We start from the raw sequence: 12,504 nt of genomic DNA, 5'->3' as shown, positions 1-12,504 counted from the left end.
GAATGTCTGAGAACGTCAGCAACGATTAAATCCGAGATTACCATTGGACCGCATGATTTCACGTAATCTCCTAAGATTTTGAAATTGTTCATGGTTTCCGGACGCTTAGGGAATTGGCTCCAATGCTTTCAAAAAGCGCCGCACCGCGCCGGCCATTCCATGCTCCAGCGCATCGGCGGTTAAGCCATGGCCGATGGAAACTTCGGACAGTGCCGGAATGCGCCGGACTAACGGCGGAATGTTGGCGACCGTCAGATCATGACCGGCATTGATTTCGAATCCCAGCGCAAGCGCTACGTCGGCGACCTTCCCGAGCTTGCGCAATTCTTCTTCCGCCGCCTTGGGTGAGGAATGGGTTCCGCCATAAGGACCGGTATAAAGCTCGATCCGGTCAGCCCCCGTGGCTTTCGCCGCCTTCAGTCCCTTCGGATCGGGATCGGCGAAAAGCGAAACGCGCATCGCCCGCGCCTTCAGCCTCGCCACGATCGGCGTCAGGAAATCCACCTTGGTTTCGAAATCCCAGCCATGATCGGAGGTCGCTTGCATCGGATCGTCAGGCACCAGCGTCACCTGCTCCGGCTCGTGTTTCTCGACGAGTTCGAGAAAATGCTCCGTAGGGAATCCCTCGATATTGAACTCCGCGCCGGGAAACTCATCGTCGATCAGCGCCCTGATATCGCCGAGATCGGCGAAGCGGATATGACGCTGGTCTGGACGCGGATGCACGGTCAGGCCGCTCGCGCCGGCACCCAGCGCGATCCGTCCGAGGCCGGTGACGCTGGGCCAGGGCAAATCGCGCCGGTTGCGCAGCATGGCCACGGCGTTAAGATTGACGGAAAGCTTTGCAGTCATACTGCTCCCCAACGAAGGTGCTGATGTAGCGTTATAGGAAATGCTGTTGTAGGGTTAGCATGGAAAAGTTCCTTAGGTTAAGGAAAAGATGATGAGGCCAGAGACCACTATCCCCGTCGTCCGACGCATCCCGACCAACCGGGAAGACGCCTTCGCCTTTGCCGTGGAGGGGCATCTTTCGGGTGCCGACATCGAGAATCTCTACGGCCTGCTTGAAGCGGCGTTCGAGCAGCATGACAAGATCGACCTGCTGCTGCGGCTCGACGGATTCGAGGGCTTTGATTGGGCCGCGACGTTCAAGGACACGACCTTCGCCATGCAAGCCCGCTCGCTGAAGCACATCCGCCGCTATGCAATCGTCGGCGGTCCGGCGTGGATCAGCCTGAGCGCCAGCATGGTGAAGCCGTTCCTGTCCATCGAAATGAAGACATTCACCGCGGAGGAAGAGCCGGATGCATGGAAATGGATCGGGGCGGAAGAGGTGAGCGAATAGGCGAAAACGCCCCTTCACGGCAATGGTTCGCGGCTCGCTACGCTCGCACCTCAGGGTCCAATCGCACCTCACCATGAGGGTGAATGAGGTCGGCGCGCTGCAGTAGTCCTCATCCTGAGGTGCTCGCAAAGCGAGCCTCGAAGGACGAGGACGCTTGGCACTTGCGCCTACCTCACAATCGTCAGCCTCTCCGCCGCCCGTGTAATCGCCGTATAAAGCCAGCGATCGCGCGTATCCCGGAAGGCGAAGCTTTCATCGAACAGCACGATATCGTTCCATTGCGAACCCTGCGCCTTGTGGACGGTGAGCGCATAGCCATAGTCGAAATCGTCGAAGCGCTTCTTCGTCTGCCAGGGGATTTCCGTGTCCGGGTCCTCGAACTGAGCCTTCAGGAGCTTGATCTTGGCGACTCCCCTGCCCGGCTCTTCGTCCTCGGGCGAGACCAGCAGGTTGATCCCCGGCTTCACCGTCTCGCGTGAGGCGGTCATCACCTTCCAGAGCGAGCCGTTGAGCAGGCCCTTGGCTGGGTCGTTGCGCAGGCAGACGAGCTTGTCGCCCGCTTGCGGATAATCGGCGGTGAAGCCTTTTAGCTCCCGCAACCGCTGATTATAGCGCCGCCTTGTCCGGTTGGTGCCGACCAGTACTTGGTCCGCGGCCAGCACCAGTTCCTGCGTCACGTCGCCCTTGGAAATCACGCGCGCCGTACCATAGTCGCCATGCTCGAACTCACGCCCCTCGCGCACGTCGAGCGCCAGCCGGATGATAGGATTGTCGCGCGCCTGGCGGTGGATTTCGGTCAGCAGAAAATCAGGCTCATGCTCGGTGAAGAACCCGCCGCCCGAGATCGGCGGCAACTGGCCGGGATCGCCTAATACCAAAATCGGCGTGCCGAACGTCATCAGGTCACGACCGAGCTGCTCGTCCACCATCGAGCATTCGTCGACGACGATGAGCTTGGCCTTGGCGACAGGGCTCTGCCGGTTGAGCGAAAAGGTCGGCGAAATGCTGGTCTTGCCGGTGGTCTCGTCCTCCACCGCCTCTTCGCCCTTCGGACGGTATATAAGAGAGTGCAATGTGCGCGCATTGCTCGCGCCCTTGGAGCGCAGCACCTGCGCCGCCTTGCCGGTGAAGGCCGCGAACTGCACATCGCCGTCCACATGCTCGGCGAAATGGCGCGCAAGCGTCGTCTTGCCCGTACCGGCATAGCCGAACAGCCGAAAGATCGGCTTGCGCCCTTCCTTCAGCCACTGCGCAACGGCCTTCAGCGCCGCTTCCTGTTGGGGTGAAAATTGCATGGATGGTCAATGGCAGGATTCAGGGCCGAAGAGCAAGAGCAATCGTGTCTGGGAGGTGATACTACTCCCCCACCAACTCGCAAAAGCGCCCCAGATCCACATTTCCCCCGCTGACGATCACCCCCATGCGCCGGCCCTTGAGCCGGTCGGCGATCTGCTGTGCGCCGGCGAAGCCGAGGCAGCCGGTGGGCTCCACCATCATCTTCATGCGCGAGGCGAAGAAGCGCATGGCCTCCACCAGCGCCGCGTCGGACACCGTCAGAATATCTTCCACATGCTCGCGGATGATGGGGAAGGTCAGATGCCCCAATGCCGGAGTCTGTGCGCCATCGGCGATGGTCTTGGGCGTCGCAATGCGCACGATTTCGCCCGAGCGGAAGGATTGCTGTCCGTCATTGCCCGCTTCCGGCTCGACGCCATAGATCGTGCAGCCGGGCGAGAGCGCCTTTGCTGCCAACGCGCTGCCCGCGAGCAGTCCGCCGCCGCCGAGGCAGACGAACAGCGCGTCGAGTTCGCCGACTTCTTCGAATAGCTCCTTCGCCGCCGTTCCCTGTCCCGCGATGATATCGGGATGATCATAGGGTGGGATCAGCGTAAGCCCCTGCTCCTGCGCCAGCCGACCGGCAATCTCGTCGCGATCCTCTGTATAGCGGTCATAGGTAATGACGGTCGCGCCATAGCCGCGCGTCGCCGCCATCTTGGCCGCGGGCGCATCCTGCGGCATGACGATGGTGGCGGAAATGCCAAGTTCCCGCCCGGCCAGCGCGATGGCCTGCGCATGATTGCCGGATGAAAACGCCAGCACGCCCGCTTTTTTCTGCCGCTCGTCGAAGCGCGAAAGCGCATTATAAGCGCCGCGGAATTTGAACGCACCGATGCGCTGGAAATTCTCGCACTTCAGAAAAATCTCCGCGCCGAGCTTCTCGTCGAGAGTGCGCGATCGCATCACCGGCGTGCGGTGCGCATGTCCCTCGATGCGGCTGGACGCGGCGAGCACATCTTCATAGGTCGGGAGGTTCGGCATGTGTGTCCCACTTGTTATCTCGTGAAAATCGCAGGGGGGTTGTACGTCAACCGATATGCAACAGAGCCCCCAGAATGGCTTTGACCTCTTCGAGCACGTCATCGGGCGCGCGCTCGATGAAGCGAAAAACGCGATGGTCGCGCGATACGGTTCGAATCTGATCGGTGAGCACCGCCCCGACGGTCTTCATACCGGGCGGCAAAATGACCTTCGTCGGCCAGGGCGTGACATTACGTGTAATAGGACAGATGACAGAGCGCTTGTTCCGGGAGTTGAAATCCCGGTCAGTCAGCACAATTGCCGGACGCCTGCCACCCTGTTCCGTTCCCAAGACCGGATCGAGTTCGAGCCAGACAATATCCCCCGCCTCAAAAATCATCGCGGTTCTTTTATCTCGCCCCGCGAATATTCATCGTCAATGATTTCATCGCCGCGATCTGGCCCCCAATCCACCGTCTCCGGCGCATTTTCAGGGCCAAGCCGATCCATCTCCGAAATGATCCACTCCATCGTGATCTTTTTCGGCTTCGTTGACTTTGCCGGTTCGATCACGGCTTTACCATCTTCAACTGTAACCTCAACCGTTTGACCGAGCTTCAGGTCAAGCTCGTCCAGCACTGCCTTTGGCAGGCGAATAGCGGCACTGTTGCCCCATTTGGCGATGCGAAGCTCAGTCATGACGGGTTCTCCGGCGTATATCCAGAAGTATATACGCCGAGAGCCGTAAACTTCAAGCTGCTACATCCCCTCTGGCCCGCGATTCATTGCGGCGATACCGGTGCGACAGATTTCGATGAGGCCGAGCGGCTTCATGATCGAGATGAACTGGTCGATCTTCGCGCTCTTGCCTGTGATCTCCAGGATGAAATGCGCTGTGGTGGCATCGACCACCTTGGCGCCGAAGGCTTCCGCAAGGCGCAACACCTCGCCACGCTCCTCGCCGGTGCCCGTCACCTTGATAAGCGCCAGCTCACGCTCGATGGGCCGGTCATGGCCCAATTCCGCCGCGCGCAACGAAAGGTCGATCACCCGGTGGACGGGCACGATCCGTTCGAGCTGGTGACGAATCTGGTCAAGCACATGCGGCGTGCCGCGCGTCACGATGGTGATGCGCGAAAGGTGCTTCTCGTGCTCTGTCTCGGAAACGGTAAGGCTCTCGATGTTATAGCCCCGCCCCGAGAAAAGCCCGATCACCCGAGCAAGGACGCCTGGCTCATTGTCGACCAGCACGGCAAGCGTGTGCGTCTCCGGTTTCTCCGTCTCGCTGGCGATGAAATAGGCCGATCCGGATGCTAGGTTCTGTGCGTTCATGGTTTGCCTCTGGAATATCCTGTAAAAATCAAGTCACTCGCCGCTATTTCTTCGTGCAAACGTCCATCAAGTGCGGCCACGATGGTTTCGGGAACGTCATTGCTATTGTTTAGAACGTCCACATTCCAGAACCGGATAACTGCGTATCCTTCCTTCTTCATGTAGGCGTCTCGTCTGCGGTCATGCTCACTCTGCGCATGCTGGCTACCGTCGACTTTCACGACCAGCCTGCTGTCCCGGCAAACGAAATCGGCGTAATAGGGACCGATCGGAAATTGCCGAACAAATTTATAGCCGTTGAGCCGCCGGTCCTTGAGTTCCCGCCACAACTTGCGTTCAGCATCATTATCTTGCTTTCGCAATGAACGTGCCCGCCCAGTGGCGATCTCTTTTGGACCGCGCATGGATTACCCCCTATCGCATGCCTTGCGGATAGCCCCTCACCCTTACCCTCTCCCCGTGAATTACGGGGAGAGGGTAAGGGTGAGGGGCATTCCGCGACTTCTCCGCATATATTACACCAGTTCCCGCCCCTTGGCGTCGATCGCATTCGCAACCACGTCGTCCGTTGCCTCATCCGGCAGCAGCATCTCGTTATGCGCCTTGCCCGAAGGGATCATCGGGAAGCAATTGGCGAGGTTGGCGACGCGGCAGTCGAAGATGACGGGCTTTTTCACGTCGATCATCTCCTGGATAGCGTCGTCGAGATCGCCCGGCTTCTCGCAGCGTATGCCATGCGCGCCATAGGCTTGCGCCAACAGGACGAAATCGGGCATCGCCTCGGTGTAGGAATGCGACAGGCGGTTGCCGTGGAGCAGCTGCTGCCACTGCCGCACCATGCCCATATATTGGTTGTTGAGAATGAAGATCTTGACCGGCGCTTCGTGCTGGATCGCGGTCGCCATCTCCTGGATGTTCATCTGCACCGAGGCGTCGCCCGCGATGTCGATGACGAGCGCATCGGGATGCGCGATCTGCGCGCCGATGGCCGCCGGCAGGCCGTAGCCCATCGTGCCGAGACCGCCCGAGGTCATCCAGCGATTGGGCGCTTCGAAGCCGAAGAACTGCGCCGCCCACATCTGATGCTGGCCCACTTCCGTGGTGATGTAGGTCTCGCGCCCCTTCGTCAGCTCATAGAGCCGCTGGATCGCATATTGCGGCATGATGATGTCGCGATGCTGCGTATAGGACAGCGATTTGCGCGCCCGCCATTTGTCGATCTGCCCCCACCACAGGTCGATGGCGTGGCGATTGGGACGCTTGTCCGAGGCGCGCCACAGCCGCACCATATCCTCCAGGACATGGCCGACATCGCCGATGACAGGCACATCGACGCGGACGGTCTTGTTGATCGAGGAGGGATCGATATCGATGTGGATCTTCTTGGAGTTCGGCGAGAAGGCATCGAGCCGCCCGGTGATGCGGTCGTCGAAGCGCGCGCCGATGCACAGCATGACATCGCAATCATGCATGGTCATGTTGGCTTCATAAGTGCCGTGCATTCCGAGCATCCCCAGCCAGTTCTTGCCCGACGCGGGATAAGCCCCAAGACCCATCAGCGTCGAGGTGATCGGGAAGTCAGTCAGTTCCACGAACTCGCGCAGCAACCGGCAGGCCTCCGGACCGGAATTGACAACGCCGCCGCCCGTATAGAGGACCGGACGCCGCGCCGAGGCCAGCAGCTCGACCGCTTGTGCGATGGCGTTCCGGTCTCCCTCGATGGTGGGACGATAGCTCGTGCGGGGCTTGGGTTCCGGCGGCGTATAGATGCCCTTGGCGAACTGAATATCCTTCGGAATATCGATGAGGACAGGACCGGGACGCCCGGTGCTGGCCACATGGAAGGCCTCATGCAGAATACGGGAGAGATCGTTGACGTCCTTGACCAGCCAGTTGTGCTTGGTGCAGGGGCGCGTGATGCCGACAGTATCGGCCTCCTGGAACGCATCGGAGCCGATCAGCGTCGTCGGAACCTGCCCGGAAATGCAGACGAGGGGAATCGAATCCATCAGCGCGTCCTGCAATGGCGTGACGGCATTGGTCGCCCCCGGTCCTGACGTCACCAACATGACGCCGACCTTGCCGGTGGAGCGGGCATAGCCCTCCGCCGCATGGCCCGCGCCCTGCTCATGGCGCACAAGGATGTGCTGAACCTTGTCCTGCTGGAAGATCTCGTCATAGATCGGCAGCACGGCACCGCCGGGATAGCCAAAAATATGCTCGACGCCCTGGTCGATAAGCGCCTGAATGACCATCTCTGCGCCGGTCATCTCGCGTTTCGCCGAATGAGGCGTGTCCGTTTCGGTTGTTGCTGCCGTGTCCATTTTCTCTTCCCGTACCGTTCCGTTTCGTTTGAGAGATGCGTCGAGCAATAAAGTTTCGTTTAGCTGGATTTTGGGCAATAAAAAAGGCCCCCGAGGGAGCCTTTGGTGTCGCGCATGGGAGGCTGTCGCCGGATGGTTACACCACCCTGCCCACGCGCGACCGTACTACGATAAGGAGCTTGTTCATGACCGGGACGGTAACAGCGAGGGAATGGGGGTGTCAACCGGGAAAATGAATTCGTTACTGCTAACTTTCTCTCAACACGCAAGCGCTAGCATCGCTGCGACCGAACGGGTGGGGCAAACCGGATGCAAAACGAACAGCACGTCATCGCGCGCAATCGCACCGAGGGCTACATCATCGAATGCGATGGCGACCGGGCGACCATTGCGGCGATTGCCGGCCCCTCCGTCACCGCGTCGGAGGATTATTGGGCCGTCGGGCAGCTAATCTCGGTGCGCGTCGGCGAGAACCGGCTGGTCGGCCTCATCCACAAAGTGGATATGCCGGACGCGCTCTGGAAGAAGGATGAAGACAACATCATCCACATCCATATCGAGCTCATCGGCGAGGCCCGCTCGACACCGGACGGCAAATCCTCCTTCACGTCGGGCATTTCGCAATATCCGCATATGGGGGCCATCGCCCACCGCATCCGCGCCGCCGACCTCTCGGCCATCTATGCCACCAGTGGGCGCAAGACGGTTTCCATCGGCGCGCTGACGCAGGACGCCAACATTCCGGCCCTCATCTCCATCGATGATCTGCTTTCGCGCCATTTCGCTGTGGTCGGCACCACCGGCGTCGGCAAGTCGAGCACTGTGACGCTGCTCTTGCGCAAGGTCGTCGCCGAGCGGCCCGATGTGCGCGTGCTGATCCTCGACCCGCATAACGAGTTCGCCACCGCCTTCCCGGACCATGCCGTGGTGCTCGACGGCGCCAATCTCGACCTGCCGTTCTGGATGTTCCGGCTGGAAGAATTCGCCGACGTGCTGTTCCGCGGCCGCGAGTCCAACGCGGGCGAAATGGATGTGCTGCGCGACCTGATCCAACTCGCCCGCGAACGGTTCCGCGCCGCCGAGAGCCAGCAGGCCTCGACGCTGCTGCGCCGCCGCGAGCGCGACAGCCGCGCGATTTCCGCCGACACGCCCGTCCCCTACCGCATCTCGGACCTTCAAGCGTTGATCAACGAGCGCATCGGCCAGCTCGACGGCAAGGCCGAGCGTCCACACCTCAAGATCCTGAAAACGCGGCTGGACTCCATCGTCAACGATCCGCGCTTCCGCTTCATGTTCGCCGCCTCCACCATCGGCGACACCATGCGCCAGACGATCTCGCGCATCTTCCGGGTGCCGCAGGATGGCAAGCCGATCTGCGTCTTCCAGCTGTCCGGCCTGCCGTCCGAGGTGGTGAATGCGGTGGCATCGGTGCTCTGCCGCCTCGCCTTCGACCTTGCCGTGTCGAGCGACGGACGCATCCAGACGCTCGTCGTGTGCGAAGAGGCGCACCGATATATCCCCGCCGATCCCGACGCCGGCTTCTGGCCGACGCGCCAGGCCATCGCCCGCATCGCCAAGGAAGGGCGCAAATATGGCGTCTATCTCGGTGTCGTCACGCAACGTCCCGGCGAGCTTGACCCAACGATCCTGTCGCAATGCAGCACCGTCTTCGCCATGCGGCTGGGCAATGAGCGCGACCAGCAGATCATCAAGGGCGCGATCACGGGCGCGGCCAAGAGCATGACCAATTTCCTCTCCTCCATCGCCAATCGCGAGGCCATAGCCTTCGGCGAGGCGCTGTCGACGCCGATGCGCCTGACCTTCGAGACGATTCCTGCGGGCAAGCTGCCGGGCGCTCACATGCAGGCCGAGCAGCAGGCGATGCGTGCGGGCGACCGGCGCGTCTCGCTCGAAAGTGTGATCGAGCGTTTGCGCCATTTCGAAGGAGGCGCCACCGAGCCTGAAGTGGAGTTCAAAGATTATGGCGTGCGGCCAAGCATTGAGGACGGCCAGAAACCCTCCCTGCCGCCCCTCCTCCCGCTCGATCCGGCCCAGCGTTCAGGCACGCTGGCGGAGGAAACCGATTGGCGCATGCGCCACGCCGAGGCGCGCGAAGAAAATCTCCGGGCAATGGAAAAGCAGAAGCCCCGCGCGAACGACCTTGTCCGCTCGTTCAGGCAGGACAGGAGCTGAAAAGCGCCCGATCTGGGCGAATTGCGCGCAAAGATGGTAACCATCCTCACAACATAATTAAAAAAAGTTGAACGCTACTGGAACCTCTTCTTGCCGGCACCGTTATCAATCCCGCTGCCATATCCCGGCCGAATGGCCAAGGTCAGCAGCCAGCGTGGGGACGTTGTCTCAACTGGGGGCCGCATCAAGGAGGTTACCGTGATGCACCGCAAACTCGTAACTGCAATCCTCGCCAGCGCTCTTGCCATAGGTCTAAGTGGAACCGCACTGGCCAGACAGAACCATGGCCACCACGGCTCACACAATCAATCATCGCATTCCGCATCTCCCACTGGAAACGGCGCGTCCCGCGGGGGCGGCCACTCCCATCGTGGGTCCCTGAGCGCCATGGGGCGCGCCCGGGCTGAAGCGGCGGCATCCCGCGCATCGTCTCCGCGCAACGGAGCGAGCTTCGGCGTCAGGAACGCTTCGCCCGCTCAGCAGGCAGTATCAGGCGCGGCGTCTCCCCTCAACGGGAAGAGCTTCCGCACCAAGAGCGCCGAACCATCCGCGCCGCCGGCGATACGCGGCTCTGCGGGTCCTCTGAACGGCGGCAGCTTCAGGGTCAAGGGTAGCCACCGCGTCGCAACGGGCGACATCGCAGCCCCCGCGATCGGTGGCGGCGTGGGCACCACCGGCTTCAGCCGCGACAAGAGCCTCAGCGGCAATACCCCTCCGGCGATCCGCGGATCCGCAGGGCCTCTCAACGGAGGCAGCTTCAGGGTAAAGGGTAGCGAGCGCGTCACACAGGGCGAGCTCGGCGCTGCAGCGATCGGCGGCGGTACGGCTGTCACCGGCGGCAACACGCCTCCCGCAATCAGAGGCTCCGCAGGTCCCCTCAACGGCGGCAGCTTCAAGGTCATCGGTCGCAACCGCGTCCCAACCGGCGACATCGCAGCCGCCGGGATCGGCGACGGCGTGAAGGTCGACGGCTTCACGCGCGACAAAAGCCTCAGCGGCAATGAACCCCCGGCGATACGCGGATCTGCTGGCCCTCTGAACGGCGGCAGCTTCAAGGTCATCGGCCGCCACCGCGTTCCGACCGGTGATATCGCAGCCGCCGGCATTGGCGACGGAGTGCATGTCAAGGGTGCCAGGTCGCCGCTGAACGGACACACGTTCCGCGTTAAGAACCCGACGCATCCGCGCGGCAAATCCCCGCTCAATGCGGATACCTTCCGCGTCAAGGATACGACGAAGCTTCGTGGCAAGTCACCTCTTAACGCGGATACGTTCCGCGTCAAGGATGCGACGCAGCTTCGTGGCAAGTCGCCGCTGAACGCCGACACCTTCCGCGTCAAGGATGCGACGAAGCTTCGTGGCAAGTCGCCTCTCAACGCGGACACCTTCCGCTACGCGGATGCGAACATGAAGCGTGGCAAGTCGCCTCTCAACGCCGATACCTTCCGCTACCGGGACCATGACCGTAAGCGCGGCAAAGGTCCTCTGAACGCCGGCACCTTCCGCGTCAAGGGCTATTCGCGCCAAGGCGAGGAGACGACGCCGGTCGACAATATCGGTACGAATCCCGCAAATATCGGTGGCCTGAGGCACGCCGAACGCGGAATCACGAAAGCCAACCGTGAAAGGTCCGTCGCCACACGGAGCATCGAGATCCCGCGCAGCATGAAGAAGGATAACAAGACCAAGCCGTCCGTTTGCTGGCAGGGAAACCGCCGGGTTCCCTGTAAGGTCGGCTGACGCTTCAGGCGTATAAATGAAAACACAAACAGCCGGCCTCTAGGCCGGCTGTTTCAATTCCGCTGTATATTTTCACTGGTTAGGCAGCTCTGTTTCTTCTTTTTATCGATGTGATTTATCGTAGAGAATGACGGTGAAGATGTTTCCTCGGCTGCCCTTCACCCTCGTGGTTCGAGCTCCCCTTCGAAGGGCAGGACGCTTGGCAGTCCCATCAAAACGAGAACGCTCTAGAGTCGCTCATGTTTTGATGGAAACGCTAGGATATCATTTGGCACTGTTGCTGTAGCGGAGCTGTTGAGGCATGGATTCCCGTGACAAGCACAGGAATGCCGAGGTGGAGATGTTTCAGCTATCGAGGACCGCTCTTGCCAGGCGGAGAGGTCTAGGAATGGCCGCCAAGAGCTAAGCAGCCGTCATTCCTGTGCTTGTCACGGGAATCCATGCCTCAACAGTAGTGCTGCCTCAACGCGGAAGAATACGCGACTGTTTTCATCAAAACGATCGCCGCTCTAGCTACAGATATGCTTCTGCCGACGGAGAGATGCGGTGGTTGCCGGAGCAAAGCATCCCGTCATCCCCAGCTTGTCAGGCCTTCCGTTTTCATGACAACGACGGCCACAAAACGGACTTCAGGCGGTACCGTCAGAATATGATCCGCCATAGTTTAAAGTTTTCATTCAATTTTAATAGTCGCTCTTCTTGAAACCGAAACAATAGTTCGCGATTCGAGCGACGCCGACAAAAGTATAACATATACGTTATAACATAGTGAAATGTTATAACATTATTAGGCCATATTTCACCAGGAGGTTCGCCCTTCCGTTGCTTGATCAGCGCGGACAAGCGGAGAGGGCATCTTGGAGTAAGTATGATGCACCGCAAACTTTTAACGACACTCTTGGCGAGCACCATGGCTCTCGGCTTCGGCGGAGCAGCCTTCGCCGCCAAGGAGACGCCACCCCATCGCCTCCCCACGGCAGTCACCGGCACCCCGCCGAAGAAGTCGCCAGGGGCCATCCTCGGCCATGGTGAGCCGCCCCATAAAGCTCCCGGCGTGATCGCCGGAACCGGCACTCCGCCCCAGAAGTCCCCGGGCGCGATCCTCGGCCACGGCGAGCCGCCTCATAAGGCTCCGGGCGCTCTCGGCGGCACCGGCACCCCGCCTCAGAAGTCGCCGGGAGCAATTCTCGGCCACGGCGAACCGCCCCACAAGGCCCCGGGCGCTCTCGGCGGCACCGGCACCCCGCCGCAAATGTCGCCGGGCGCGATTCT

General features: G+C 60.9%; 11 protein-coding genes and 1 pseudogene. 4 read left to right on the top strand and 8 right to left on the bottom strand.

Annotation, left to right across the window (positions count from 1 at the left end; genetic code table 11):
- Positions 1-105: 105 nt before the first annotated feature.
- Complete coding sequence (locus IEX53_RS15125) at positions 106-852, bottom strand: pyridoxine 5'-phosphate synthase (protein ID WP_188825016.1); 747 nt, start codon at positions 850-852, stop codon at positions 106-108.
- A 91-nt stretch (positions 853-943) separates the two neighbouring features.
- Here IEX53_RS15125 and IEX53_RS15120 point away from each other — a divergent pair, with 91 nt between their 5' ends.
- Positions 944-1,345, top strand: coding sequence for a SpoIIAA family protein (locus tag IEX53_RS15120; RefSeq protein WP_188825160.1), 402 nt, complete (start codon positions 944-946; stop codon positions 1,343-1,345).
- Positions 1,346-1,512: 167 nt separating this feature from the next.
- Here IEX53_RS15120 and IEX53_RS15115 read toward each other — a convergent pair whose 3' ends face one another.
- The 7 genes from IEX53_RS15115 to IEX53_RS15085 all read right to left on the bottom strand — a co-directional run bounded on the left by IEX53_RS15115 (position 1,513) and on the right by IEX53_RS15085 (position 7,299).
- Positions 1,513-2,640, bottom strand: a complete 1,128-nt coding sequence (locus IEX53_RS15115; RefSeq protein WP_188825015.1) for an ATP-dependent DNA helicase — start codon at positions 2,638-2,640, stop codon at positions 1,513-1,515.
- Positions 2,641-2,701: 61 nt separating this feature from the next.
- Positions 2,702-3,664 (bottom strand): threo-3-hydroxy-L-aspartate ammonia-lyase, encoded by a 963-nt coding sequence (locus IEX53_RS15110; RefSeq protein WP_188825014.1) that lies wholly within the window; start codon positions 3,662-3,664, stop codon positions 2,702-2,704.
- Positions 3,665-3,710: 46 nt separating this feature from the next.
- Positions 3,711-4,043 carry a type II toxin-antitoxin system PemK/MazF family toxin gene (locus IEX53_RS15105; protein WP_188825013.1) on the bottom strand — a complete coding sequence of 111 codons (333 nt, stop codon included), beginning with the start codon at positions 4,041-4,043 and terminating at the stop codon, positions 3,711-3,713.
- Entirely contained in the window at positions 4,040-4,342 is a 303-nt protein-coding gene (locus IEX53_RS15100) for an AbrB/MazE/SpoVT family DNA-binding domain-containing protein (RefSeq protein WP_188825012.1), read from the bottom strand. The genes IEX53_RS15105 and IEX53_RS15100 overlap by 4 nt, the downstream gene beginning before the upstream one ends.
- A 60-nt stretch (positions 4,343-4,402) precedes the next feature.
- Entirely contained in the window at positions 4,403-4,975 is a 573-nt protein-coding gene (ilvN, locus tag IEX53_RS15095; RefSeq protein WP_188825011.1) for an acetolactate synthase small subunit, read from the bottom strand.
- The gene (locus IEX53_RS15090; protein WP_188825010.1) at positions 4,972-5,379 is read right to left on the bottom strand and encodes an endonuclease domain-containing protein; all 408 of its coding nucleotides are present in this window, start codon (positions 5,377-5,379) and stop codon (positions 4,972-4,974) included. The genes ilvN and IEX53_RS15090 overlap by 4 nt, the downstream gene beginning before the upstream one ends.
- A 111-nt stretch (positions 5,380-5,490) precedes the next feature.
- Entirely contained in the window at positions 5,491-7,299 is a 1,809-nt protein-coding gene (locus tag IEX53_RS15085; RefSeq protein WP_188825009.1) for an acetolactate synthase 3 large subunit, read from the bottom strand.
- A gap of 309 nt (positions 7,300-7,608) precedes the next feature.
- On the opposite strand from IEX53_RS15085, the gene IEX53_RS15080 reads away from it, so the two are divergent.
- The 3 genes and pseudogenes from IEX53_RS15080 to IEX53_RS15070 all read left to right on the top strand — a co-directional run.
- Positions 7,609-9,492, top strand: coding sequence for an ATP-binding protein (locus tag IEX53_RS15080; RefSeq protein ID WP_188825008.1), 1,884 nt, complete (start codon positions 7,609-7,611; stop codon positions 9,490-9,492).
- Positions 9,493-9,879: 387 nt separating this feature from the next.
- Positions 9,880-11,232: a hypothetical protein gene (locus tag IEX53_RS15075; RefSeq protein ID WP_188825007.1), complete on the top strand. Its 1,353-nt coding sequence runs from the start codon at positions 9,880-9,882 to the stop codon at positions 11,230-11,232.
- Positions 11,233-12,100: 868 nt separating this feature from the next.
- A pseudogene (locus tag IEX53_RS15070) lies at positions 12,101-12,504 on the top strand (hypothetical protein); the annotation flags it as partial.

It is taken from the genome of Paramesorhizobium endophyticum, assembly GCF_014640615.1.
In the GTDB taxonomy this organism is placed as follows: Bacteria; Pseudomonadota; Alphaproteobacteria; order Rhizobiales; family Rhizobiaceae; genus Paramesorhizobium; species Paramesorhizobium endophyticum.
The sequence above is the reverse complement of the archived record's forward strand: the minus strand, read 5'-3'. Positions and strand labels throughout refer to the sequence as shown.

What these genes read in the sequence shown, in the direction of transcription:
- IEX53_RS15125 (WP_188825016.1), bottom strand. Translation starts at nt 852, where the DNA reads ATGACTGCAAAGCTTTCCGTCAATCTTAACGCCGTGGCCATGCTGCGC.
- IEX53_RS15120 (WP_188825160.1), top strand. Translation starts at nt 944, where the DNA reads ATGAGGCCAGAGACCACTATCCCCGTCGTCCGACGCATCCCGACCAAC.
- IEX53_RS15115 (WP_188825015.1), bottom strand. Translation starts at nt 2,640, where the DNA reads ATGCAATTTTCACCCCAACAGGAAGCGGCGCTGAAGGCCGTTGCGCAG.
- IEX53_RS15110 (WP_188825014.1), bottom strand. Translation starts at nt 3,664, where the DNA reads ATGCCGAACCTCCCGACCTATGAAGATGTGCTCGCCGCGTCCAGCCGC.
- IEX53_RS15105 (WP_188825013.1), bottom strand. Translation starts at nt 4,043, where the DNA reads ATGATTTTTGAGGCGGGGGATATTGTCTGGCTCGAACTCGATCCGGTC.
- IEX53_RS15100 (WP_188825012.1), bottom strand. Translation starts at nt 4,342, where the DNA reads ATGACTGAGCTTCGCATCGCCAAATGGGGCAACAGTGCCGCTATTCGC.
- ilvN (WP_188825011.1), bottom strand. Translation starts at nt 4,975, where the DNA reads ATGAACGCACAGAACCTAGCATCCGGATCGGCCTATTTCATCGCCAGC.
- IEX53_RS15090 (WP_188825010.1), bottom strand. Translation starts at nt 5,379, where the DNA reads ATGCGCGGTCCAAAAGAGATCGCCACTGGGCGGGCACGTTCATTGCGA.
- IEX53_RS15085 (WP_188825009.1), bottom strand. Translation starts at nt 7,299, where the DNA reads ATGGACACGGCAGCAACAACCGAAACGGACACGCCTCATTCGGCGAAA.
- IEX53_RS15080 (WP_188825008.1), top strand. Translation starts at nt 7,609, where the DNA reads ATGCAAAACGAACAGCACGTCATCGCGCGCAATCGCACCGAGGGCTAC.
- IEX53_RS15075 (WP_188825007.1), top strand. Translation starts at nt 9,880, where the DNA reads ATGGGGCGCGCCCGGGCTGAAGCGGCGGCATCCCGCGCATCGTCTCCG.